The following is a 25,243-nucleotide window of genomic DNA, read 5'->3' as shown; positions in this document are numbered from 1 at the left end:
GATGTACTGAAGTTCAGTAAAGTCTACTAAGCCCGCACAGCACAAGCTCTGCGGGCTTTTTTACGTCTATTGTAGTCTAGCGAGAATTGCTGAGAACTACGAGTTATGGCACCCTGAATGGGACCCACTAAGAAGGGTCCAAAAACCGAGGGTCCCAAAATGGCAAAAATCGCTAAGAAGCTCACTGACACTGAAATCAAAAGCACCAAGCCAGCCGACAAAGAAATCAACTTGTTTGACGGTGATGGTTTGATCCTGCGAATCGCTCCTCTCGCAAAAGGAGGGAAGAAGAATTGGTATTTCAGATATGCGGTGCCAGTGAGTAAGAAAAGAACCAAAATGAGCCTTGGGACCTACCCTCACCTCACTCTGGCAAGAGCAAGAGCCTTGCGAGATGAATACCTTTCCTTGCTTGCCAATCGCATTGATCCTCAAGTCCATAACAACAATAAAGCTAATGCCTTAAAGAATGCTACTGAACACACTCTCCAAACCGTGGCAAGGAAATGGTTAGATGAGAAGGTAAAGACCTCAGGTATCTCACAAGACCATGCAGAAGACATCTGGCGAAGCCTGGAGAGAAATATCTTTCCCGGCTTGGGTAATGTTCCTATCAATGAGATCCGCCCCAAACTCTTAAAGCAACATCTCGATCCTATTGAGCAAAGAGGAGTCCTCGAAACTTTACGGCGAATCATTTCCCGATTAAATGAAATTTTTCGTTATGCTGCAACTGAGGAACTTATCGAGTTCAATCCTGCTGATAACCTTGGGCAACGGTTCAGTAAGCCGAAGAAACAGAACATGCCAGCATTACCCCCTTCCGAACTCCCCCGCTTCCTGGTTGCTCTAAACAATGCTTCTATCCGTTTAGAAACAAGGCTACTGATTGAGTGGCAACTTCTCACATGGGTTCGCCCTGGTGAAGCTGTTCGCACAAGATGGTCAGATATTGATATAGAAACCGGCATGTGGAACATACCATCCGATTTTATGAAAATGAAGAAGCCACATAAGGTCCCATTAAGTAAAGAAGCTTTGCGAATATTGGATTCAATGAAAGCCATCAGTGGGCACAGAGAGTGGGTTTTCCCCAGTATCAAAGCTCCACTCAATCATATGCATGAACAAACAGCGAATGCGGCCATAATCCGTATGGGCTTTGGTGGAGAGCTTGTAGCCCATGGAATGAGATCTATTGCACGAACGGCCGCAGAGGAGTCGGGTAAGTTCAGGACAGATGTCTTAGAAGCGGCCCTTGCTCACTCGAAGAAAGATGAAATAATTGCCGCATATAATCGCGCAGATTATCTCGCAGAACGAGTGGTTCTCATGCAATGGTGGAGCGGCTATGTGCAAGCTCAAAGGTTAAAAGCTTATGCTGCCTAAACAATTTGTAAGTATCCCGCATAATCGTGCCATTCACATTTAGAGATCATCCGGCATAATCAATCTGCCAACGAAGGAGATCGCTATGCGTAAAGCCCGTTTTACTGAGCATCAGATCATCACTGTGATTAAGTCGGTTGAAGCTGGACGAACCGTTAAAGATGTCTGCCGGGAGGCCGGTATCTCTGAGGCCACCTACTATAACTGGAAGTCCAGATACGGCGGCATGGAAGCTTCTGATATTAAAAAGATAAAAGATCTTGAGGACGAGAACCGACGCCTCAAACAGATGTTTGCCGACCTGAGCCTTGAGAACCGGGCGCTGAAAGACGTTATCGAAAAAAAGCTTTAAAACCAGCCTTTAAGCGTGAGCTGGTCACTCATCTGATAACGGCATTCGGACTCAGTATCCGTCAGGCCTGCCGGAGCCTGAACCTGAGCAGAACGGTTTATCATTACCGTCCGGATAACACACGTGACGAACCCGTTATTACCGCATTGCAGGCGGCAGCTGAACGGTATCCACGATACGGTTTTCCGAAGCTTTTTCAGGTTCTGCGGCGGCAGGGATACATGTGGAATCACAAAAGGATCCACCGTATTTATTGTCTGCTGAAGCTGAATTTTCGCCGTAAGGGCAAACAACGGCTGCCGGTGCGTAACCCCTCGCCACTGGCCACGCCGGAAGCGCTGAACCAGATCTGGTCTGTCGATTTTATGCATGATGCCCTGGTCTGTGGGCGTCGTTTTCGCACGTTCAATGTCGTTGATGACTTTAACCGTGAGGCGTTGTCGATTGAAATAGATCTGAATCTGCCAGCCCCACGAGTGGTCCGTGTACTCGACAGGATCGCGGCAAATCGTGGCTATCCGGTCATGCTACGCATGGATAATGGTCCGGAATTTATCTCACTTGCACTGGCTGAATGGGCAGAGCAACATGCAGTAAAACTGGAATTTATTCAGCCGGGTAAGCCGACGCAGAACGCTTTTATTGAGCGCTTTAACCGAACATACCGTACAGAAATACTCGATTTTTATCTGTTCAGAACGCTGAATGAAGTGCGGGAAATCACGGAAAGATGGGTGTCAGAATATAACTGTGAACGCCCTCATGAATCACTGAACAATATGACGCCGGAGGAATATCGGCATCACAATCATTTGGCCGGGATCTCAAAAAATGCCTGGAACTAAAACGGGTCTATTTACAGTATGTTCTGGTGTCCAATTTTTCAAATTTCATTCTCCTACCTTTGCCTTATGCGGGAACTTCCTGCGGATAGAATCGAACTATTGAGAAAAGTTACCGCATTCACCCAAACATGAAAAGCGCAACGGACCTTAACTATGAGTTCAGTTACTGACAGGGAGTTGAACTGAAGATTTTTTATCTTTTTGATACAATCTGCTCATCGCGAGGACTCATACTAATAGCATTAAGATTTATGGTTTCTTTTTAGAACCATACGTAAAATTAATAGTTAAAAGAACCATATAAATCAATTTAATAAATGGTTAATTACAGGGACGCCAGCCCAAATATTGATACACTGACGTTCAGTGAAGTACAGAAAGCCCGCACGGCACAAGCCCTGCGGGCTTTTTTACATCTATTGCCGCCTGGTGAGGATTGCTGAGAGCCTCACGGGCACTGGAGTCAACTGACGCGGTGGGTAAAGCGGCTGCGCAATGGGTGACAGGGCAAAACGCCAAATGTCTCACCAATAACTCCCGAAAGAATTGGAATACGAGAGTCAAAGAAAATAGAACACTCACTGAGAGTCCTGCCTGGCTGGGGCAAAGCTCGCAGTCAGACTGTCGAGCATAAAGATAAGCAGTTGCCCGTGAGACGCCAGGATGTTGGGCTACGGTATCCATAGATTTGCGAAGATTCAGCAGACCTTCTTTGCGAAGCTTAATGATCAATTCTTTTCTGGCAGCTGCTTTAAGCGTCCAGGCCGTAGTGGCACGAGCAGCGGCGAAACTATCTATGCGCTATCGAATGGTCTCTGTCCTCCAGGATCAATATTTTCTGACGGAATTTTTTATTACCGTATGCGTTATTCAGCGTAGTCCGAAGACGTGATCCTGCTCACCCAGTCAAACATAACTTGCATATGATTGCCATTGGGTTTCCTCACACCAACCTGACACGCATTTACGCCCGTCGTTTTGCCAGTCAAAACCTGTCCATACTTCATATAGATTTTGATACCGACTCCCTGTTTATAGCACTTATTGCAAATCGAGAAATAATCTCTTCTTGATGGAGTATCTTGCTGAAGATTAAATTCGTCAGCCGGCACCAGCGAAAGATTAAAAGCGTCATTACCTGATAATTCTTCAAGAATTGCCAGAGACTCTAATTTAACTTCAATGCGATTATTTCCTTTAGGTTTATCCGAAGCCAGAATCAAATTTTCCCTCGGATTAAACTTCGCAATGTAGCCTGTGATTATCCGTGCATTATTACTCACCAATCGGACAGGGATATCATTAAAGCGTAGAAATTGAACTCGACGAGCAAGCATAGAATAATCCCGCGGCCATATTTCAGCCTCTCGCCCGTAGGAAATATCATTTACAGCCATACATTCCATAAAGATATATTCATCTATGCTGAATGAAAAAGCCCCGAATTCACGGGGCTGAATAAAACGAAATAAATTAACGTAACAGAGACAGCACGTTCTGCGGGACCTGGTTAGCCTGTGCCAGAACGGAAGTACCGGCCTGCTGCAGGATCTGCGCGCGAGACATGTTGGAAACTTCGGTCGCATAGTCAGAATCTTCGATACGGCTACGCGCTTCAGACAGGTTGTTTACGGTATTGCCCAGGTTGGTGATAGCGGAGTTAAAACGGTTCTGTACCGCACCCAGGTCAGAACGCAGCGCATCCACCTGCGCCAGCGCGGCATCAATTTTCTGCAGCGGGTTTTCGGTGGTTTTAGCGGCTGCTTCAGCCAGCTCTGGTTGTGCTTTGAAATCATGACCAGCGGCTTTGCTGGCATTGTAGGTTTTACCGTCGATGGTAACGACTTCGGTTTTACCATCTACGCCACCCAGTTGGTTAGCCGCTGTTTTGGTAGTGCCGTCAGCAGCAGTATAACTTGTGGTTTTAGCTTTAATTGCTCCTGTCGCTTCATCGTAATCTGCGGCGTAATACTTATCGCCAGCTTTAAGCGCATAACCGCCTTCAATTGTCTTACCATTTTTATCGGTATAAGACATTTTGACCAATGTCGCGGCACTTGCATCCGCAGATGAAACGCCCCCATCTTGTAAGGCTTTTTTCGTGGCAGCATCTGCTGCTACAGGAGCATTAACCTGTACCTTAGTAACAGCGGTATCACCTGTAACAGTAGATTTAGTTGGGGTAGCACCGAATGATACAGCCCCTGTAGCACTATCAACGGTAACTTCATATTTGCCATTTTTGGCAGTATCCCCCGCATCGGTATAACCACCTACAGTGGCATAATATTTACCATCCTTAAAGGATACGGTGGCAGTCAATGTATCGCCAGTTACTGTCGGGTTGCCTAATGCAGCTTTAATCTCAGTTGCAGTTGGTGCCGTAAGCGCCTGAGTACCATCACTATAGGTAGAACTGATAACGTCTGTCGCAGAAACATCATACGCTTTCTGCACGTTCAGTGAATCCAGGCCCAGGGTCTGAGAGTTGATCTGCTTCAGATCGATATCGATAGTTTCACCGTCGTTGGCACCAACCTGGATGGTCAGGGTGTTGTCCTGCGCCAGGACTTTCACGCCGTTGAACTGAGTCTGGCCGGATACACGGTCGATTTCGTTCAGGCGCTGGGTGATTTCAGCCTGGATGGAGTCGAGGTCAGACTGGGAGTTGGTGCTGTTAGCAGACTGAACCGCCAGTTCACGCACACGCTGCAGGTTGTTGTTGATTTCGTTCAGCGCGCCTTCAGTGGTCTGCGCAATGGAGATACCGTCATTAGCGTTACGGGAAGCCTGAGTCAGACCTTTGATGTTCGCGGTGAAACGGTTAGCAATCGCCTGACCTGCCGCATCGTCTTTCGCGCTGTTGATACGCAGACCAGAAGACAGACGCTCGATAGCGGTGCCCAGTGCGGACTGGGATTTGTTCAGGTTATTCTGGGTCAGCAGCGACAGACTGTTAGTGTTGATTACTTGTGCCATAAAATTTTCCTTTTGGAAGGTTTTTGATAAAACAATCTCCCATGAGAAAAGCGACTAAAATTCTTCTTTATCTGATGTAAAGGAGAAAATCATGGCTACTATTGGGTATATTCGGGTGTCAACAATTGACCAAAATATCGATTTACAGCGTAATGCTCTTACTAGTGCAAATTGTGACCGCATTTTTGAGGACCGTATCAGTGGCAAGATTGCAAACCGCCCCGGCCTGAAACGAGCGTTAAAGTATGTAAATAAAGGCGATACTCTTGTCGTCTGGAAATTAGACAGACTGGGCCGCAGCGTGAAAAACCTGGTGGCGTTAATATCAGAATTACATGAACGTGGAGCTCACTTCCATTCTTTAACCGATAGTATTGATACCAGTAGCGCGATGGGGCGATTCTTTTTTCATGTAATGTCAGCACTGGCCGAAATGGAGCGAGAATTAATTGTCGAGCGAACCCTTGCCGGACTGGCTGCCGCCAGAGCGCAAGGACGACTGGGAGGGCGCCCTCGGGCGATCAATAGACATGAACAGGAACAGATTAGCCGGCTATTAGAGAAAGGCCATCCTCGGCAGCAATTAGCTATTATTTTTGGTATTGGCGTATCCACCTTATACAGATACTTTCCGGCAAATCGTATAAAAAAACGAATGAATTAAAATAAAAATTACAACAGGATGGATATAACATTTTTGTAATACAGACGTATGGCATGAATAAACCGAAAGGGTATACGAAAAAGACAGCATCTAATAAAAAAGAGAAAAAATTCAACGCATTAACATATATAGTATAACACACTCACGATAAAGCCTATGTTATATCCAGCTATAGACGACATCGCTCAAAACACTACCAGACGCAGTGTTCACATAGAAAGGCTTTTTAATCAAACTGTTAGATGTAAGCATTTACGGATAGAAAAAGTAGTAAAGTTTATGCCTTAAGTGTCGATAACCTGGATGACACAGGTAAGCCTGGCATAACATTGGTTATCAAAAACCTTGGTTTTCAAGAACCAATAAATCGTGTGGCTGATGCGCTATAAAAATCGCAGAGCGGTGACGATATTCCGCATAAGGAGCTGTTCGTTCGCAACATTCGAACGGTGACGTTAAAGCCGGTTTCATTGGCTAATGAAGACGAAGGGGACAAAATTACTACAGAGTTGATACCACAGAGATAGTCCAGGCTCGCAGGTGATACGGGATTTAACGCCGGAAAGTCTGCACAGAACACGATCTGCCGCCGGATACCATTAAATTGCCCCGCAACGCGTTATCAATACAACTACCGACGTTTACCGTTACCTTGCTGTCAGTACGCTTACCTCATTGTCTGAAAGGTTATTTACGAAGTTATGATTAATAATCAACGGGCGTCTGGTATGCGAATCCAGTTCCCCAATCCTGGCGCTTTGCCTGTGCGACCATACGCGCATAAATAAGCCTGAAACCAAACTTCACCGCTTAACGCTCTCCTCTTTCCCGATTTTTACGCAAAAAATCATCACATGATCAAGTGTCGTATTAGTTATTGCATTTTACAAATGATATTGGTAATTATTATCATTCTCATTAACAGATTATTCGATTTATGACGTGGAGAGAGAGGATTTCTCATGCGTATTCTGTTTGTCGGTCCACCACTGTATGGACTGCTATACCCTGTGCTGTCACTGGCGCAAGCGTTTCGTGTTAATGGCCATGAAGTACTGATTGCAAGCGGTGGAAAATTTGCACAGAAAGCAGCCGAAGCTGGGTTGGTGGTATTTGACGCTGCGCCTGGTTTCGATTCGGAAGCGGGTTATCGCCGTCAGGAGGCATTGCGAAAAGAAAATAACATTGGAACAAAAATGGGGAACTTCTCATTCTTCAGCGAAGAGATGACTGACCCACTGGTCGCGTTCGCCGGGCAGTGGCGACCAGATCTCATCGTCTACCCTCCCCTTGGGGTCGTTGGACCACTGATTGCCGCTAAGTATGACATTCCGGTAGTGATGCAAACCGTCGGCTTCGGTCATACGCCCTGGCACATCAAAGGCGTGACGAAATCACTTTCTAACGCCTACCGCCGCCATGGGGTCAGCGCGCCACCAAGAGATCTGGCGTGGATAGATGTCACACCGCCCAGCATGAGCATACTGCAAAATGACGGAGAGCCGGTTATCTCCATGCAATACGTCCCGTATAACGGCGGCGCCGTCTGGGAAGAATGGTGGGAACGTACACCTGATCGCAAGCGTCTTCTGGTCAGCCTCGGCACCGTCAAACCGATGGTGGATGGCCTGGATCTGATTTCCTGGGTAATGGATTCTGCCGGCGAAGTAGATGCCGAAATCATCCTGCATCTTCCGGCAAACGCCCGCTCGGATTTACGTTCGCTGCCACCGAATGTCCGTCTGGTCGACTGGCTTCCGATGGGCGTTTTCCTTAACGGCGCCGACGGTTTTATCCACCATGGCGGCGCAGGCAACACCCTGACGGCGCTACATGCCGGCATTCCGCAGATAGTCTTTGGTCAGGGTGCCGACAGACCCGTCAATGCCCGCGCCGTGGTCGAGCGCGGATGCGGAATTATTCCCGGTAAGAGCGGACTTACGAGCAGCATGATCAATACCTTCCTCGGTAATCACGCGCTTCGCGAGGCGTCGCAGGAGGTCGCGGCGGAAATGGCGGCCCAGCCTTGCCCGACCGAGGTGGCAAAAAAACTGATCGCCATGCTGCAACACGGCTAACCGCGGCAGCGCAATGACAATATGGCGGCTGAGCCCAGACTGTGTCGCCATAACTCATCTTTCACCGATAAGGAGGCTTAATGCCCGCGACTCATTCCCCCATGCCCGCTCGTGCCTGGATAGTTCGCCTTGCCCGCGTGTGTTGGGAACGAAAAACACTGAGCATCATTGTCATCGTAGCATCAGTATCGACCATTTTACTGGCTGCGCTGACGCCGCTAATAACGCGTCAGGCCGTCAATGACGCGATAGCAGGCGATACGACCCACCTGCCGTTACTTGCCTGCGGCCTGCTGTTAATTGCCCTTTTTGATTTTATCGGGAATTACGTGCGCCGCGGCTATGCCGGAGAACTCTCGTTGTGGGTTCAGCATACGTTACGTAGCCGTGCGTTCGACAGTATTCAAAAACTGGACGGCGCAGGCCAGGACGCCTTGCGTACCGGGCAGGTCATTTCGCGTACCAACAGCGATCTTCAACAGGTACACACCTTGCTACAGATGTGTCCGGTGCCGCTGGCGGTGCTCACTTACTATGTGGCCGGTATCGCGGTGATGCTATGGATGTCGCCATCCATGACGCTTATCGTGATTTGCGTACTGGCCGCCCTTGCTATTACCGCCCTGCGCGCCCGTCGCCGTGTTTTCTCGCAAACGGGGCTTGCCTCAGACCGGCTGGCACACATGACGGAACATATGCGCGAAGTATTGGAACAGATCTCAGTGGTGAAGTCCTGCGTGGCGGAGTTGCGCGAAACGCGTTGGCTCGATGGTCAGTCGCGGCAGATGGTGCGGGTACGCATCGGCGCCGCTATCTCGCAGGCGATGCCGGGCGCAACCATGCTGGCGCTACCGGTGATAGGGCAGATCGTCCTGCTGTGCTATGGCGGCTGGTCGGTAATGAATGGGCGCATCGATCTGGGAACCTTCGTTGCGTTCGCGAGTTTTCTCGCTATGCTGACCGGCCCCACCCGCGTACTGGCATCGTTTTTGGTTATTGCACAGCGCACACAGGCGTCGGTAGAGCGCGTCTTCGCGCTTATCGACACGCGTTCTCGCATGGAAGACGGTACTGAGTCGGTTGAGGGTCAGATTATTGGGCTGGACGTGGAGAAGATGAGTTTCCACTACGACAACGGTAACCGTATCCTCAATGAGATCTCCTTTTCCATTCACGCCGGTGAAACCGTGGCAGTGGTTGGCGCATCCGGCTCAGGGAAATCAACGTTGCTGATGTTGCTGGCGCGCTTTTACGATCCCACCTCTGGCGGGGTGTGGCTCAACACCACTGCGGGTCAACAGAATATTCGCGACCTGAAACTGACGGCGCTTCGTCGTCGCGTTGGCGTAGTGTTTGAAGACGCGTTTCTGTTTGCCGGTACGGTGGCGGAAAACATCGCCTATGGGCACCCGCAAGCGACTCAGGACGACATTCGACGCGCCGCCGATGCCGCAGGCGCCAGCGGGTTCATCAATGCGCTACCGCAGGGGTTCAACACCCGACTGGCCGAACGCGGAAGCAACCTCTCCGGCGGCCAACGCCAGCGTATTGCGCTAGCCCGGGCACTGATTACCGCGCCGGAACTGCTGATTCTCGATGACACCACCTCGGCGGTCGATGCCGGTACTGAAGCGGAAATTAACACGGCTCTTGGTCGTTATGCCGATAATGAGCATATGCTGCTGGTGATTGCACGCCGCCGTTCAACACTGCAGTTAGCCGATCGGATCGTCGTGCTGGATAAAGGCCGCGTCGTGGATATCGGTACCCAGGCGGAGCTGGATGCAAGGTGTCCGACGTTTCGCTCGCTGATGAGCGGCGAGGGTGATTTTCTCGCCCTCGCCCCGGCGGAACAACGTGCGCTATGGCCAACAACGCCGACGGTAAAATCCGACGACGCGCATGAGCGCCAGACACCCGCCGGAAAAGGTTTTGTCGACCGGATGACGCGCGTTCCGGAACGCGCCGTACAGATGGCGCTGGCAGGCCACGGGCGTCAAGTCTCATCGCTGCTGACGCCAGTAGCCTGGATGTTCGTCATCGCCGCCCTGCTTATCGCGCTTGATTCCGCCGCAGGCGTTGGCGTGCTGGTGCTTTTGCAGCGCGGTATTGACTCAGGCGTTGCCGCAGGGGATATGTCGACTATTGGCATATGCGCTCTGCTCGCGCTGTGTCTGGTAGCGATCGGTTGGTGCTGCTATGCGCTGCAAACGATCTTCGCCGCCCGCGCGGCAGAGTCGGTACAGCATACGGTACGCTTACGCAGCTTCAGCCACCTGCTACGCCTGAGTCTTCCCTGGCACGAGAAGCACATCGACTCGCGTCTTACTCGCATGACCGTCGACGTTGATTCACTCGCCCGATTTCTGCAAAACGGTCTTGCCAGCGCGGCCACCAGCATCGTGACGATGGTCGCTATCGCCGCGGCAATGTTCTGGCTTGACCCCATTCTTGCGTTAACGGCATTAAGCGCCGTGCCTGTAGTGGTGCTGGCGACGTGGATTTACCGCCGTTTGAGCTCGCCTGCCTACGCCCAAGCACGGCTGGAAATTGGTAAGGTGAACAGTACGCTTCAGGAAAAGGTCTCCGGTATGCGGGTAGTACAGTCACACGGCCAACAACAGCAGGAAGCCGCCAGGCTACGGGCGTTATCAGACAACTTCCGCGCCACCCGCGTGCGGGCGCAAAAATACCTTGCCGTTTATTTTCCGTTCCTGACCTTCTGCACCGAGGCTGCCTATGCCGCCGTGCTTTTAATCGGAGCGACCCGGGTCGCCGAAGGCGAAATGACGCCCGGGATACTGGCGGCGTTCTTCCTGCTATTGGGACAATTTTATGGCCCGGTACAGCAGTTGTCAGGCATTGTTGATTCCTGGCAGCAGGCGACCGCCAGCGGCAAACATATCAATGCGCTATTGGCGACTGAGGAAACGGAGAATATTGAACCGTCATCCATAACGCCTGGCACTGGCGGCGCGCTACGTCTGGAGGCATTGACATTCCGCTATCCCGAAAAAACGCAACCTGTGCTTGATAAGCTCTCGCTCACCATTCCGCCAGGAACGGTAGTCGCGGTGGTCGGACGTAGCGGCGCCGGCAAATCGACGCTGATCAAGCTGCTGGCCGGGCTCTACTCTCCCGGCAGCGGGCAAATCCGTGTCGGTGAGCGCCTAATTGATGCCGCGTCGCTTAGTGATTATCGTCGCCAGACGGGGCTGGTCACTCAGGATGTCGCATTATTTAGCGGCGATATTGCCGAAAATATCCGCTATTCGCGGCCAGACAGCAGCGACACGGAGGTGGAGATCGCGGCGCGACGGGCGGGACTCTTTGAAACTGTGCAACATCTGCCGCTGGGGTTTCGTACTCCGGTCAATAACGGCGGCACGGATCTGTCCGCGGGCCAGCGTCAGTTGATTGCCCTCGCCCGCGCCCAACTGGCGCAGGCGCACATTCTGCTGCTCGACGAGGCGACAGCGCGTATCGACCGCAGCGCCGAGGAGCGCTTAATAACCTCGCTTACCAGAGTGACGCATACCGAGAAACGCATCGCGCTTATCGTCGCGCACCGGCTGACCACCGCTCGCCGCTGCGATGTTATTGTCGTAATCGATAAAGGATGTATCGCTGAATATGGCAGCCATGAGCAGTTGATAGCGGCTCATGGCCTGTATGCTCGTCTGTGGCGGGCCAGCGTCGGCCAGACACGCGATACGCAAGGAGAGGTCGTAGGATAGTTTTTATCGCCACGATTTACGCAAAAGAAAGCCCGCAAGCGGCTGTTCCTGTAACAGCCGCTTTAGCTATTGATACTGACCGAAATATAAACGAGATGGAATACAAAGAATGAGACTGAGCCCGCCCCTCGCTCCTGTCGCTATACAGACCGCTACGCGCCTTCGCCGTCAACTCGCCGCCGGAAGCCAGGTTGACGCTTCTCACTTCTGGCGAGAAGCAAACTCGCTCGCGCTGCCGCTGGTGACAGCCATTAACGACGCAGACGATGAACGGGAAGTCACCTTCCTGTGGCGTGCCGCCTCTCCTCTGCGGGGGGTTTATGTTCGCCTGAACCGTGTCACCGATAAAGATAACGTGGCGAAAGGTATGATGACGCAACTGCCCACAACGGATATCTGGCATCTGACGCTTCGCTTACCGGCGTCCTACTGCGGTTCCTATACGATGGTCGAAATACCACCGGAAACCCCGGACGAGACGGTGTTGCAGCTTGGAAGCCGTTTCGCCTCCCTTGTCGGGAAGGCGGACCCGCTGAACAGCACGCCGGGAATAAATGTTCGGGGCAATGCGCAGGAATCCGTTCTGGCGCTGGATCACGCCCCGGCACAGGAGGAGTGGTCAGGCTGTCGCGCTTACGCCGGGCAGCTTTTCACCTCAGAACATCGGCTCGCCGGACAACGTCGCCGTGTGCGGCTGTATCTTCCTGACGTTCCTGTCGTACAACCGCTGGGCTTACTGGTACTCACGGATGGCGAGATCTGGTTCGACCATCTTGGGGTAAGTGCCGCCATTGACGCTGCCATCCGCAGCGGACGCATCGCGCCGGTGGCCGTACTCGGCATTGATAACATCAACGCGCGTGAACGCGTCGCAATCCTCGGCGGTCGCCGCGAGCTGGTGCTCGACATTGCCGAACGCCTGCTGCCAACCCTTCGCGCCAAATACCCGGAACGGCGGTGGGCGGACCGTACACAAACGGTGCTGGCAGGGCAAAGCCTCGGCGGCGTGACCGCGCTGATGGCGGCCCGCCACGCGCCAGAGAGCTTCGGCCTGGTGCTGAGCCACTCCCCCTCAATGTGGTGGACGCCGGACAACCGCAATCGCCCGGACCATTTCAGCGCAGAAGAGCGTTCATGGGTCAGCGAACATGTGTTATCCGCGCCCTCGCCAGCCGTACGTACGCATCTGTGCGTGGGATCGCTGGAAGGTTCGACGGTCCCGCAGGTCAAACAGTTGCATGAAAAATTGCGCACCGCCGGCGTCGAAAGCCATTGCAGCGTGTACACCGGCGGTCACGATTATGCCTGGTGGCGCGGCGCGCTGATTGACGGATTACGTCTACTACCCCGATAAAACTTCACCTGCCAAAAAGGAATCACATCCGATGTATGGTCGCCAGTACCACAACAAGTGCTATCGCATGGCGCTATTTTTAGTGAGTTTTTGTTCTAGCGCGCTGAGTTATGCGCAGCCGGATATGCAGCCATTAGGGCCGAATATCGCTGATAAAGGTTCGGGATATTACCATTTTAGGGTCAATGACTTTCAATCTGCCGATGGCGCAAGACATTACCGGGTATGGACCGCTATCCCCAATAAAGCCGCCCCGCCGTCGGGTTATCCTGTCTTATATATGCTGGACGGCAACGCAGTGATGGACAGACTGCCGGAGGCGCTGCTCAAACAACTGGCAGACCACTCGCCGCCGGTGATTGTGGCGATTGGCTATCAGACTAACCTGCCGTTTGATCTTAACGGCAGAGCTTATGACTATACGCCGGCGCCGGGAATCGATCGCGAAGGCAGTGAAAATAACCCGCGTTTTCATCGTAAAACCGGCGGCGGGCCAGCGTTCCGCCAGCTACTGGAGAGACATATCGCGCCGCAGGTGGAACAAGGAATAACCATCAACCCCGAACGGCGCGGGGTATGGGGACATTCTTATGGCGGCCTGTTCGTTTTGGACTCCTGGCTGTCGTCATCCTTCTTTCATATCTATTACAGCGCCAGCCCGTCACTCAGCAGGGATAACTTTGCCCAGTTGAATCGCCTTACGACAGTGAAGCCGTCGCCGTTCTGCCATAAAAAACTCATCATAATGGAAGGTTCTGCGTCGAATGGGGATAGCAGGCAACGCCAGATGGCCGGGCTCCTGCAAAAAGTTCAGGAGACCGTAAGAACGCTTGAGAACAACGGCGTTAACGCGGCCCTGCAGCATTACCCGGGCCTGGGCCACGGGCCCATGTTTAACGCCTCTTTTCGCAGTGCATTGCTGGATATCAGTCGCGAACCGGCAAGCCAAAAACCACGTTGCCATTAACCCGCCGCCAGATTATGCCCGCCAGCGGCGGGCATAATCCATCAAAACGAGGCCGTCACACCGGCATAATAAGCCCGACCCGGTTCGTTATAGGTATTTGCCCCTTCGGCGGAGCGATAGATCTGTTTATCGAAGATATTGCTGATACCGACATTAAGACGCAGGTTCTTATTGATATCGTAATTAACGTTAGCGCCGACCAGTGAGTAAGCCCCCAGCGCTTTCCCGGACAATCCTTTGGTCTCTTCACTACGCGACTCCGCATGTGTTCGCGGTTTTTGCTTGCCGTATAACGTCCAGTTGACGTTAGCGGAGAGCGCGCTGGTAATAGTCCAGTCGAGGAAGGTATTCACCGTATATTTCGGGATTATCGATAAGGGATTGCCGGTATCTTTTTGCTCAGAAGCGATCATATAAGTCGCATTGGTATTCCAGTTCAGACGGTCCGGCATCAGCGGAACAGCCATGCTGGCTTCAATACCTTCAATCAGCGCTTTACCGCCGTTCTGCCACTGCAATACATAAGCGCCAGATGCGCTTCTGCCAATAATTTTATCACCTGCGACAATCTTATTCTGATAATCGTTACGGAAATACGTGACGCTTGCGTGGTAATCGTCTACGGTAAATTCCAGCCCAATCTCTTTATTGATACTAATTTCAGGATCGAGATTCTTATTACCGACCAGGTAACAGCCGCCCGACGTAATATCTTTTGGACAACCGTTGCCTTTCGAATAGAGTAAATACCCCTCACTGGTTTGATACAAGTTCGGTGCCTTAAAGGCCCGGGCAATACCGGCTTTCACCTTGACGTATTCACCTAACTCCTGGGAAAGGTTAAGACTGGGACTAAAATTACTCCCGGATTCGCTCAAATAGTCAAAACGCAGACCCGGAATAATATTGGTACCGGCCATGGGTTCGATATTATCTTCAACGTACAGCGCACTGATTTCCGATTTATTTTTGCTGCTACGGTTAGCCGCCGAACCGGGAATCCCGGCGATATTGCTATCCTTAACCGTCAGACTGGTAGAGGAAGGATCGTTTAGCTCATCGCGGTTCCACTCCGCGCCGACGGTGAGCGTTTGCTCAAATAGCCATATCACCGGGACATTCACCTCGCCGCTGGTGCGATACGAGGTCAGGCGGTTAGTGGTGAACGTCTGGTCGTTGGTAATACGCCCCTCGCCGCCGCCGGAGAGCCCCTCATTCATGCGGGTGTTATCGGTTTTTTCATAGTAGAACCCCAGGCGGCTTTGCCCCCAGTCCCAGATGCCGTTATGAGTTAGACCGTAATTCTGCCGGTACAGGCGATTGGTCTCCCGCCCGGACTGCGCCAGACTTTTGGTAACCGCGTTTGAAGTACTGTTTTGCGTATCGCCGGCATAGATATTCCCCTGCCGACTGTATCCCGCTTCAAAATCAAGGATTTGCTGCGGGGTCATTTTCCATGAGAAGACGCTATTAATATCTTTATTGGTGACCCCCTCCCGTCCGGCGGCATTCTTGGTACCGGCGGAGGAGTTAATATCCCAGCTGTCGGCATCGGTTCTGTTGAGATTACCGTACAGGCGCATCGTCAACGTATCTCCAGCCAACGGGCCGCTAAGGCTAAAGTTACCCCGCCGGGTGTCACCTTCTTTGCTGCTTTCCGGCTGGTTGGTATAGAGCGACAGCGAGCCGTGCCAGTCATTAGTGGGGCGTTTGGTGATGATATTCACCACCCCGCCAGCGGCACCGGAGCCATAGCGCGCGGCGGCGGGCCCACGGATCACTTCAATACGTTCTACCATCTCCGGCGGCACCCAGTTCGTATCGCCACGGGTGTCGCGTTCTCCGCGCCAGCTATAGCGAACCGAATTTCGCGACGTCACCGGCACGCCGTCAATCAGCACTAAGGTATTTTCCGGCCCCATACCACGAATATCAATTTGTCGGTTATTTCCGCGCGTCCCCGAGGCGCTATTGCCGGTAAGATTAACCCCAGGCATCTTACGAATAATATCGGCAAGATCGTTAACGGGAGGATTCTTCTGAATATCGTCACGAGTAATAATCGAAACGCCCGGCTGTTGCTTTAATACTTGCTCGGCAGTGGATTCAACCACCATCGTTTCGCCGTTGTCGTCAGTAGATTCTGCTACTGATAATGGACTATTAACCCCTGTAGAAACCACGGTTATTAACCAGAGGAACTTATTAACTCTCATACCCATTCCCTAAATAATGTCTAAAGTAGCGCTGTTGCCCTCAAGCTCACATCCTTGCCAGGTTACGTCTATATAGTAATTATTATCATATGCTAATGATAATAATTATCATTCAATTAAGGAAAAGGCAATCTTTCGACCACAAAAATCTGGTAATAAAAAAACGGAAACGGGATTTTGCAATATGACTCTCTGTCCGGGCTCCGCTTTGCCAGTAAATCCGGGAAGGGGGGCAGAATGCGCCTACTGAACGGAGGTTTTACAAAACAGGAGTAGAGAAATAAAACTATTTTTCAAAGCGTTAATGACAAGAAACACCCTGGTAAGATGGTATAGCGCGGTTCAGGGTTCACCGGCGCTTCCCTGCCGACGGCGAACCGTTCTTACAGTTTGCCAGCGACTTTCCGTCTGGGTAATGGTGGGATCGGATACGATTGTAGTCATTCGATATATGACAATGAAAGTGATGTTGGCTCCAAAATACAAAGCGCCTGGTAATAATTATCAGGCGCTTTGCAGACAGAAAACCGTCAGACATCGGTTTCTCGTTCTCCATGATCTACCGGGAAAAATGGCAACCCACAGTTAGTGGGTTTTACTGTCGGGTCTTGCCAGGGATGTTGTGTTACCCCCGTGTCTTTTAAAAGACGTCGTGCCATCACTAACTCCCTGGGTGTCATTTTTTGCTTTGGTTCACCCTCTTTAGGCGGACGAATATCCTCCTGACTATTACATGTAACACAATAACCTTTTAACTCTATCCATTTAGGCGCGGGGGGGCCCTTAGGATCGGGAGGCGTCGGGCTGGCAACGCATGAACAGGCACTTATACATCCAGGCATAGCGTTTTCCTTTTCAAACAATTCGCTTTAGTTGGAAGTTCTACTTGAGAAAATAGAAATGGTTATTCAGATATTTTTACCGTCGCATACTCCTGTAATAATAAAAGATACTGTAAATAATTAACTCTCAGCTACTATTCAGTAGCAGATTGTTATTCTTACATTGCTTTTATTTTCGATTTACGTCAAAAAGGACTAAATATCTTCACTATAAAATTCGTTAAAAAGTGCTTGTGTACTTGTAGACATTGTGGCGTCTTCGGTACATGAACCGGTTAGTGTACAATCTTTAAAACTGGTATTTTTTAAATTAGCCTCGGACAAATCAACCTCGCCCAGGTTAGTAGAAATGAAACTCGCCTTTTGCAGGTTTGCCCGGGTTAAGACAGCGCCTTCCATATCAGTAGCCATTATAGTAGCACCCTTTAATGTCGCACCGCTCATATCGGCAAGTATAAGGTTTGCGCCTGAAACATTAGCGTGATTCATATTCGCACCGGAACAATTACATTCTACCATGCTACAGCCTAACAGACTCGCGTGTTGTAAATTGGCGCCAGTAAGATTAGCGTGATCGAGGATAGCGCCACACATAATAGTATCTTCCAGACAGGCGTTCGTTAAGTTACTGTTGCCTAATAATGCTCCCGATAGATTTGCGCCGCTTAAGTCTGCGTCACATAAATTTTCTGCCGTCAGATTTGCTCCGGGAAGGACAGCGCCTTTAAGATTCATGCCTCCCTGGGCAGTTAATATTACAGAATCCTGAGGGAGAGAAAACTCGGTTCTGAATAGTAAAGCTCGACATATTCTTTCAAAAGAGACAAGCGGAATTTCTCTTGTCTCAGAATTGTCGCCTTTACTGACTCGTACAATAACTTGTCCAGCTTCGTTATTCTCACCAGGAAGATTAAATTCGACACGACACCCGCCCATATCCTCCAGTATAATGTTTTCTGGCAACGGAGCACCTCTGCCAGGCATTGAACTATTCAATGTATCAGCCATAACCTCTATCAATTCCTTATACTGTGTTTCATTTCTCCGACGTACCCCACCACAGGTAAAAAAGTTAATGATATGTTCCAGAATAGTTTTGGGAGAGGTGGCTTGCCGCATAGCAGCATAAGTCCCCGCGCCAAAAGCAGATGTAGCCATACCGGCCAGACTACCGAGTGAACGCTGCATAATATTTTCTCCCAGAGAGCAACATAGTACATGATAAAATTTATCATATAGATTTGCATTTAGAGATAAGGTGAATACCCCCTTTGCGTCTGGTTACATAATCACGCATCACGACGCTTTGCTGTCTGACTTACACAATACCAGCCAAATAAATATATTGGCTTATACTCGTCATACTTCAAGTTGCATGTGCTGCGGCTGCGTTCCCTCACCCCAGTCACTTACTTTAGTAAGCTCCTGGGGATTCGCTCGCTTGCCGCCTTCCTGCAACTCGAATTATTTAGAGTATAAACATTATTTAAAATAATAAACGCGGCATTAGTTTTAATACTACGTTCAGGACTCATCCCACTCATTAGCAGAAAATCTATTAAAAAGCGTGTTCAGGCGTTTTATTGCTGCCATTGATAAACTGTTTAACAACGTCGTCTGTACAGGCCTTCTTCGTTGCCTTTACGTTTAACTCAATCAGGCTACCGTCTCGGTTATAAGTCTATCGAGTAGTAGGGACGTAGTATGACGATGCAGCAAAGTGATATGGAAAGATATAATCCATTATTAATGTTAAAAGAAGTCATGGCGCAGACGCCTTATCGCCATAAACGCTGGGGAGAGCGTAAGTTTCGCTATAAATTTGTATTACGTTGCCTTATTAACCCCGTAACGACAATTAAATACTTCAATGAATTATGCCATCTGTCTCAGCCCAGAACGCTGATCATTCATCGTCCCCTATTGCCGGCAAAAATCCAGCGGCCCTATTTGTATACCGGGCTTAGCATACGTTGCCGGGCAAGAGCTATTCTGGAACACTACCAGTTCGTTCAGTCCTTTCCGGAAAGTAAAATTAAAAAGATCCTTCTGTCCGAGGAACAAATCTTACTCGCTCACCTGGAAGGAAAAAACGGTGCTCTGGTAGATATCTACTGCGGTCCCTGTGGCTATGACAGAGAAGGTGAGCTGACATTAACGCTGTGCTTCAATGATACGCCGTTGGCACGTTTATCATTTTCCTTTATCCGCCATGAAGGGAAGCAAATAGCGCTGGTTGCCGGGTTACAAGGGCCCAGTAAACATATCGGCCCACAAGTCATACGTAACGCCACCAAAGATTGTTACGGTCTCTTTCCTAAACGGATGCTGTATGAAGCATTTGCGACATTGATGCAGGCCTGTAATGTCGACGAGATTTATGCGGTAAGTGAAAACAACCATGTTTATCGTCAACTCAGGTACTTATTCCAGAAGAAAAAAACTTTTGTGGCCAGCTATAGTGAATTCTGGGAGTCGCTAAACGGCGTTAAGAAAGGTGCCTTATATCATCTGCCATCACAGGTGATGCGTAAAGCTCCTGAAAGTATCCCCAGCAAAAAACGCGCAGAGTATCGGAAACGCTATCATATTCTGGATACAATAATACAAGAGGTTAACAGCCTCTCCCGGTAGAACTATTTCATACGCGGATGTGCAGATCCTGCTACCGTTCAGCGGATCTCTTTGAAATCTGTATCGCTACTGGATGGTTAAATACAGAATGGCTTGCGAGTGAAAAGCGCGGCATTAAACCGTCGCTTTCACTCATGCTATGATCAACATCTTAATCTTATTCCCTTCACCATAACGTCATCGATTAGCATGTTAACCATTAAATACAAGCTAAACATTTGTCACATTTTTATTTGGTTAAGCAAAAAAATAATACAAAATAGAATTTTCAGTAAGCCAAGTCAGGAGTTTTGGTGAAAATACAAGAAGTTAAGCGTATATTAACCCGCTGGCAGCCGTCTTCCTTTACCCTATACCGGGAGGTGTTTGCGCAATACGGCGGTAGTATCAATATGCACCCAGATATTGTTGATTATTTTATGAAGCGCCATAACTGGCATTTTAAATTCTTCCACTATGAAGAAGATGATAAGATTAAAGGCGCCTACTTTATTTGTAATGATCAGAATATTGGCATCCTGACGCGCAGAACCTTCCCGCTATCGTCAGATGAGATACTTATTCCGATGGCACCAGATTTACGCTGCTTCTTACCCGATCGTACTAACCGGCTTTCGGCGTTACATCAGCCACAAATACGCAATGCCATATGGAAACTCACCAGAAAAAAACAAAATTGTCTGGTCAAAGAAGCGTTCTCTTCTAAGTTTGAAAAAACACGCCGTAATGAATACCAGCGATTTCTTAAAAAAGGCGGAAGTGTAAAAAGCGTTGCTGATTGTTCTTCTGATGAACTGACTCATATTTTTATCGAGTTATTTCGGTCTCGTTTCGGCAACACTTCATCCTGCTATCCCGCTGATAACCTTGCCAACTTTTTTAGTCAACTGCATCACCTTCTGTTTGGGCATATTCTTTATATTGAAGGGATACCCTGTGCATTTGATATCGTACTGAAATCTGAAAGCCAGATGAACGTCTACTTTGACGTATCTAATGGTGCAATTAAAAATGAGTGCAGGCCACTCAGTCCCGGCAGCATACTAATGTGGCTAAATATTAGCCGCGCCAGAAATTACTGCCAGGAAAGACAAAAAAAATTGCTTTTTTCCATCGGCATACTAAAGCCTGAATGGGAATATAAGCGCATGTGGTCGACCCCCTATTTTACCGGGAAATCGATTTGCTAAAAAGAAAGCCTGGACGTAAATATGTTTTTTACGTCCAGATTTTTCATAAATCCTGATGAACTGATAAAAAACTAAAATTTAATCAGAATTTAAAAAATAAGTTAACCACCATATAATCATAATGACAATTACTCGAAATTCACTTACACTATACTCGGTTTTATGGAATTGATTAACACGGTATGTTACAGATAACGTGCTAAAAAGCGTGCAGCGGTTATACATTTTCATATGTGTGTGTCATTAACCTGGCGTCAGGAACAGATGATGATGACAACCACCATTTTATCTCTTCTGGCCTGGCATACCGTCAGTAGATTAAAGGTGTAGCCTTGCTTTATGGCATTACAAAAATGCGGGTGGGGTCTATGCTCAATGCATACGTTATTTGTAACAACGCTCTTGTGCATAAACAATACGTTATTGTCAACAGCACTGAACGGGTACAGTGGTTCTTGCTGACAACAGGCTTAAAGATCGCCTTAACACGGGATACCTGATAACTGGATTATATTATGACACATGCAGACTGGCTGATTCTTGGGTATACAACTGTTATTATTATTTTTGGTATTGTATGTTATATCGGATTGCTTAAATTGATAACGAAAGGCAAGCATGAAAAATAACGCACTTACCGGGAAGAATATACTCTCAGGAGATAAAATGCTTCGGCAATGATATGACACCACTGCCGAAATGTTATTTTTACAGAAATCAATCAGGTATTGAGGGTGATTTTATCATAGCCGCGCCAGCGATAATTCAACAACGAGAGCAGCCAGAATAGCACAAAAGCGCCCACTACCCAGAAGCCCACATTCCCCATATGATCGTTAAGCGTGCTTACGGTCTGCCAAAATGTTCCGCTTAACTGTAACGTATCATCAATCAACCCCAGCGCCTCAAGCCCGCCAATCGCCAGCGCGACAATGACGGATGCGGCGGTAATGGTCATATTATAATAAAGCTTACGTAATGGATGCGAGAAAGCCCAACCGTAAGCGCCGACCATGACAAAGTTATCCAGGGAATCCACCAGCGCCATCCCGGCGGTAAACAGCACAGGAAAAATCATCATCGACCAGAGAGATAGCCCCTGGTTGGCTGCTGAAGCGGAAATGCCCAGCAACCCAACCTCGGTTGCGGTATCAAATCCCAGACCAAACAGAAAACCGACAAAATACATATGCCAACTGGAAGTGACTAAACGAAACGTACGCTGAAATATACGCGTCATCAGCCCGCCAGGTATCGCCTCGTCATGCGCCCTCACTGACTCGCCGCGGGTAACCGAGCGAAATTGCCGCCAGACGTTGAACAAAATAAACAGGTTAAGCAGGGCCATCGCCAGCAGAAAAAAAGCGGAAACAGCCGTACCAATCAACGAACCATATTGATGCAAAACATCAATACGATCGCGAAATGCCATCGACGTCACAACAATCGCCAGACATGCCAGAACGACAATGGTCGAATGACCCAATGAAAAAAACGCCCCCACGCCTAAAGGCGTTTTACCCTGCTGCATCAGTTTACGGGTGACGGTATCGATGGCTGCGATATGATCGGCATCAACCGCATGACGCAGCCCAAAGCTATACGCCAGTATGGCTGCGCTTAGCATGACGGCATGGTGATGAAAAACACAGAACGCCCAAATCCATGCCAGGATGTTAACCCCAACAAGAAAGACGGTTAATGCTATTCCCCGTCGTTTAGTATGATTATTCATGCCCCTGCACCCACTATATTTTTAATTAACGCTACGGTTTGTAGGGGGAATGTATGATCATTTGATTAAAACGTCACACCTCAAGATGCGACTTTTTGTAAACGTGCTTTACCGCTGACACATTTGTGCGCATTACTGCGGAACAAGGCTTAAAAAGCGTATCCGAACGTATAACCCTCCCAACGCTTCGCTACGGGAAAAATGGGGATGAGTACGGTGCAGGCGTGCGATATCATTGACCAAAGCCAGACCAATGCCCGCCCCGGCCACATTTCCTACGTTATCGAGCCGGTGGAACGGCTGTAGCGCCAGATGGATGTGTTCATCATCAATACCGGGGCCGCTATCTTCGACAACCAGCGTCACGGCATCACTATCCCGTTCAAGCCGCGCGGTGACGATGCCTTGCTCAGGCGTGTATTTCAGCGCATTATCCAGCAAGTTTCCGCACAGCTCGCTAAGCAGTACCTCATCCCCCTCGATCCACATCGCTTCCTGTTCGCCTTCGTAGCCCAGGTCGATATGTTTACTCCGCGCCTGCGCCAGGCGGGTAAAACAGCCGCTCTGTACGATATCGTACAGATTCACCGGGGAAAAACGCCGCTCGCCCTGCTCTTTATGCTTTACCGCAGAAAGTTGCAACAATCTTTCCGTGAGCTGAATGGTGCTATCCAGCGTTACGCTCATCGCCTGCAGACTTTCGTACCAGTGATGAGGGTGCTGGCTGGCTAACGCCACCGCCGCCTGCGTTTTTAACACCGCCAGCGGCGTTTTTAACTGGTGAGAAGCATCGGCGCTAAAGCGTTCCTGCCGGGAGAGGATGCCGCGGAGCCTGTCAATGTAGCGATTAAACGCCACGATTAACAAGCGTGTTTCCGACCACGGCAGCAGTTCCGGCAGCGGCGTTAACAGACCCGGTTCGCGACGTACCATTAATGACGAAAGTTGACGCATAGGGCGCAGGATCCGGCGTAATAACCAGCCAACCAGCACCAGGGTCAGCAACACCAGCAGCCCCTGTGAGATCCAGGAAGAGAACAGCAGTTGGCCCGCCAGATAACGACGGGACTGCAGCGTCTCTGCGACATAAATCTCCGCCATGCCGATAATGCCGCCTTCGTTGACCGGCTGTAGCAAACGCGCCACGCGGATCGCCTCGCCGCGATACTCGGTATGATAGAACCACGCCAGCGCCGGATAAAGCCGGGTACGAGGCGTAGCAGGCGGCATGGCGGGCAGATCGTCATAACCGGAAATGACCTTTCCGGAAGGGTCGACGACTTTGTAATAGAGTCGATCATTCATATTAAGCTCGAAGCTATCCAGCACCACCCAGGGCACGTTAACTTCCAGATGGTTATTGCGCACCACCAGCCGTTCCGATACCGTTCGCGCCGAGGAGAGCAACGTACGATCATAAGCCTGAGTGGCGGCCTGTAGTGCATTGACATAGCTGTTAAACGCCGACAGCCCCCATAGCAGAATCAGCGGCAACCCCAGGAACAGCAAGAGTTGCAGGTACAACGATTGCGGCTTAACCCACTTCATCGCCGCGCTCCAGCACATAACCCAGGCCGCGCAGCGTCGTAATTCGTACATCGCTTCCCTGAAGTTTTTTACGCAGTCGATGAATATAAAGTTCAATGCTTTCAGGGCTTACCTCATCGTTCAGGCTGAACACCTGTTCAAAAAGCTGCTGACGCGAAACCGGCCGCGTTCGTCGGTACATCAATACGGTTAAGAGCGCCTGCTCACGCGGCGTCAGCGCTAACGGCTGTCCCTGTAACAGAAAATACCCTTCATCATGAAAGATCAATTCCCCCAGGTGCTGAACTTCATGAACCTGCCCAGCGCTGCGTCGGAGCAAGGCCCGTAAACGGGCATCCAGCTCTTCCAGTTCAAAGGGTTTCGGCAGATAGTCATCGGCGCCGACGTTGAGACCTTTTACGCGATCCGCCACCGCGCTTCGCGCCGTGAGCAGCAAAACGGGCAAGGTCTGACCGCGTTTACGCAGCCGTTGCACCACCTCCAGTCCATCCATTCCCGGCATATTGATATCCAGCACCGCCAGCGCGTACATTTCACTGTGCAGAAGATGGTCAGCCGCCAGGCCGTCAAATACGCAGTCCACGGCAAAGCCGTTTTGCACCAGCGCTTTCTCCAGCCAGTGAGCCAGCTCACGGTTATCTTCCGCCAATAAGAGACGCATATCACATCCTGTAAAGTTTCTGCCGCATTGAAAGGGAATTGAAAGGTTATTG

Annotated in this window: 17 protein-coding genes and 1 pseudogene; 9 read left to right on the top strand and 9 right to left on the bottom strand. The window is 49.9% G+C overall.

Going from position 1 to position 25,243, the window contains the following annotated elements; genetic code table 11:
• Positions 1–159 precede the first annotated feature (159 nt).
• Positions 160–1,389, top strand: a complete 1,230-nt coding sequence (locus tag OLG56_RS05365) for an integrase domain-containing protein (RefSeq protein ID WP_077948849.1) — start codon at positions 160–162, stop codon at positions 1,387–1,389.
• A gap of 85 nt (positions 1,390–1,474) precedes the next feature.
• Positions 1,475–2,586, top strand: a protein-coding gene (locus tag OLG56_RS05360; protein ID WP_094300896.1) for an IS3 family transposase whose coding sequence is annotated in 2 segments (ribosomal slippage) — positions 1,475–1,736 and positions 1,736–2,586 — 1,113 coding nt in all. Because the reading frame shifts where the segments join, the coding sequence is not laid out codon by codon here.
• A gap of 618 nt (positions 2,587–3,204) precedes the next feature.
• Here OLG56_RS05360 and OLG56_RS05355 read toward each other — a convergent pair.
• The 3 genes and pseudogenes from OLG56_RS05355 to OLG56_RS05345 form a co-directional block, all read right to left on the bottom strand.
• Positions 3,205–3,425: pseudogene (locus OLG56_RS05355) on the bottom strand (helix-turn-helix domain-containing protein); the annotation flags it as partial.
• Positions 3,426–3,452: 27 nt separating this feature from the next.
• Positions 3,453–3,992 carry a phase 1 flagellin gene repressor FljA gene (fljA, locus tag OLG56_RS05350; RefSeq protein WP_000389002.1) on the bottom strand — a complete coding sequence of 180 codons (540 nt, stop codon included), beginning with the start codon at positions 3,990–3,992 and terminating at the stop codon, positions 3,453–3,455.
• 67 nt (positions 3,993–4,059) lie between these two features.
• Positions 4,060–5,565, bottom strand: a complete 1,506-nt coding sequence (locus OLG56_RS05345) for a FliC/FljB family flagellin (protein WP_023219298.1) — start codon at positions 5,563–5,565, stop codon at positions 4,060–4,062.
• Positions 5,566–5,656: 91 nt separating this feature from the next.
• On the opposite strand from OLG56_RS05345, the gene hin reads away from it, so the two are divergent.
• From hin to OLG56_RS05320, 5 genes are all read left to right on the top strand, one after another.
• Positions 5,657–6,229: a flagellar phase variation DNA invertase Hin gene (hin, locus tag OLG56_RS05340; RefSeq protein WP_000190917.1), complete on the top strand. Its 573-nt coding sequence runs from the start codon at positions 5,657–5,659 to the stop codon at positions 6,227–6,229.
• 962 nt (positions 6,230–7,191) lie between these two features.
• Positions 7,192–8,307 carry a salmochelin biosynthesis C-glycosyltransferase IroB gene (iroB, locus tag OLG56_RS05335; protein WP_001221109.1) on the top strand — a complete coding sequence of 372 codons (1,116 nt, stop codon included), beginning with the start codon at positions 7,192–7,194 and terminating at the stop codon, positions 8,305–8,307.
• 80 nt (positions 8,308–8,387) lie between these two features.
• Entirely contained in the window at positions 8,388–12,044 is a 3,657-nt protein-coding gene (gene iroC / locus OLG56_RS05330; RefSeq protein ID WP_061377559.1) for a salmochelin/enterobactin export ABC transporter IroC, read from the top strand.
• Between the two features lie 109 nt (positions 12,045–12,153).
• On the top strand, positions 12,154–13,398 hold the full coding sequence (locus OLG56_RS05325; RefSeq protein WP_061377560.1) for an alpha/beta hydrolase-fold protein: 1,245 nt from the start codon (positions 12,154–12,156) through the stop codon (positions 13,396–13,398).
• Between the two features lie 31 nt (positions 13,399–13,429).
• The gene (locus OLG56_RS05320; protein ID WP_061377561.1) at positions 13,430–14,365 is read left to right on the top strand and encodes an alpha/beta hydrolase; all 936 of its coding nucleotides are present in this window, start codon (positions 13,430–13,432) and stop codon (positions 14,363–14,365) included.
• A 41-nt stretch (positions 14,366–14,406) separates the two neighbouring features.
• Here OLG56_RS05320 and OLG56_RS05315 read toward each other — a convergent pair whose 3' ends face one another.
• From OLG56_RS05315 to pipB2, 3 genes are all read right to left on the bottom strand, one after another.
• Positions 14,407–16,581, bottom strand: coding sequence for a TonB-dependent siderophore receptor (locus OLG56_RS05315; RefSeq protein ID WP_061377562.1), 2,175 nt, complete (start codon positions 16,579–16,581; stop codon positions 14,407–14,409).
• A 530-nt stretch (positions 16,582–17,111) separates the two neighbouring features.
• The gene (locus tag OLG56_RS05310; protein ID WP_077910037.1) at positions 17,112–17,444 is read right to left on the bottom strand and encodes a hypothetical protein; all 333 of its coding nucleotides are present in this window, start codon (positions 17,442–17,444) and stop codon (positions 17,112–17,114) included.
• Positions 17,445–17,618: 174 nt separating this feature from the next.
• On the bottom strand, positions 17,619–18,611 hold the full coding sequence (gene pipB2 / locus OLG56_RS05305; protein WP_023136559.1) for a type III secretion system effector PipB2: 993 nt from the start codon (positions 18,609–18,611) through the stop codon (positions 17,619–17,621).
• A 516-nt stretch (positions 18,612–19,127) separates the two neighbouring features.
• On the opposite strand from pipB2, the gene OLG56_RS05300 reads away from it, so the two are divergent.
• Both OLG56_RS05300 and OLG56_RS05295 read left to right on the top strand, forming a co-directional pair.
• Entirely contained in the window at positions 19,128–20,057 is a 930-nt protein-coding gene (locus tag OLG56_RS05300; RefSeq protein WP_000178742.1) for a VirK family antimicrobial peptide resistance protein, read from the top strand.
• A 293-nt stretch (positions 20,058–20,350) separates the two neighbouring features.
• The gene (locus OLG56_RS05295) at positions 20,351–21,247 is read left to right on the top strand and encodes an antimicrobial resistance protein Mig-14 (protein WP_000701508.1); all 897 of its coding nucleotides are present in this window, start codon (positions 20,351–20,353) and stop codon (positions 21,245–21,247) included.
• Positions 21,248–21,968: 721 nt separating this feature from the next.
• Here the strand turns inward: OLG56_RS05295 and OLG56_RS05290 are convergent.
• From OLG56_RS05290 to tctD, 3 genes are all read right to left on the bottom strand, one after another.
• Complete coding sequence (locus OLG56_RS05290; protein WP_001059353.1) at positions 21,969–22,982, bottom strand: HoxN/HupN/NixA family nickel/cobalt transporter; 1,014 nt, start codon at positions 22,980–22,982, stop codon at positions 21,969–21,971.
• A gap of 132 nt (positions 22,983–23,114) precedes the next feature.
• A complete protein-coding gene (locus OLG56_RS05285) occupies positions 23,115–24,530 on the bottom strand; it encodes a sensor histidine kinase (protein WP_000872340.1) in 1,416 nt (471 codons plus the stop codon).
• The gene (tctD, locus tag OLG56_RS05280) at positions 24,517–25,191 is read right to left on the bottom strand and encodes a transcriptional regulator TctD (protein WP_207011543.1); all 675 of its coding nucleotides are present in this window, start codon (positions 25,189–25,191) and stop codon (positions 24,517–24,519) included. The genes OLG56_RS05285 and tctD overlap by 14 nt, the downstream gene beginning before the upstream one ends.
• Between the last annotated feature and the right edge of the window lie 52 nt (positions 25,192–25,243).

Source organism: Salmonella sp. 2018103, assembly GCF_026247685.1.
In the GTDB taxonomy this organism is placed as follows: domain Bacteria; phylum Pseudomonadota; class Gammaproteobacteria; order Enterobacterales; family Enterobacteriaceae; genus Salmonella; species Salmonella enterica.
The sequence above is the reverse complement of the archived record's forward strand: the minus strand, read 5'-3'. Positions and strand labels throughout refer to the sequence as shown.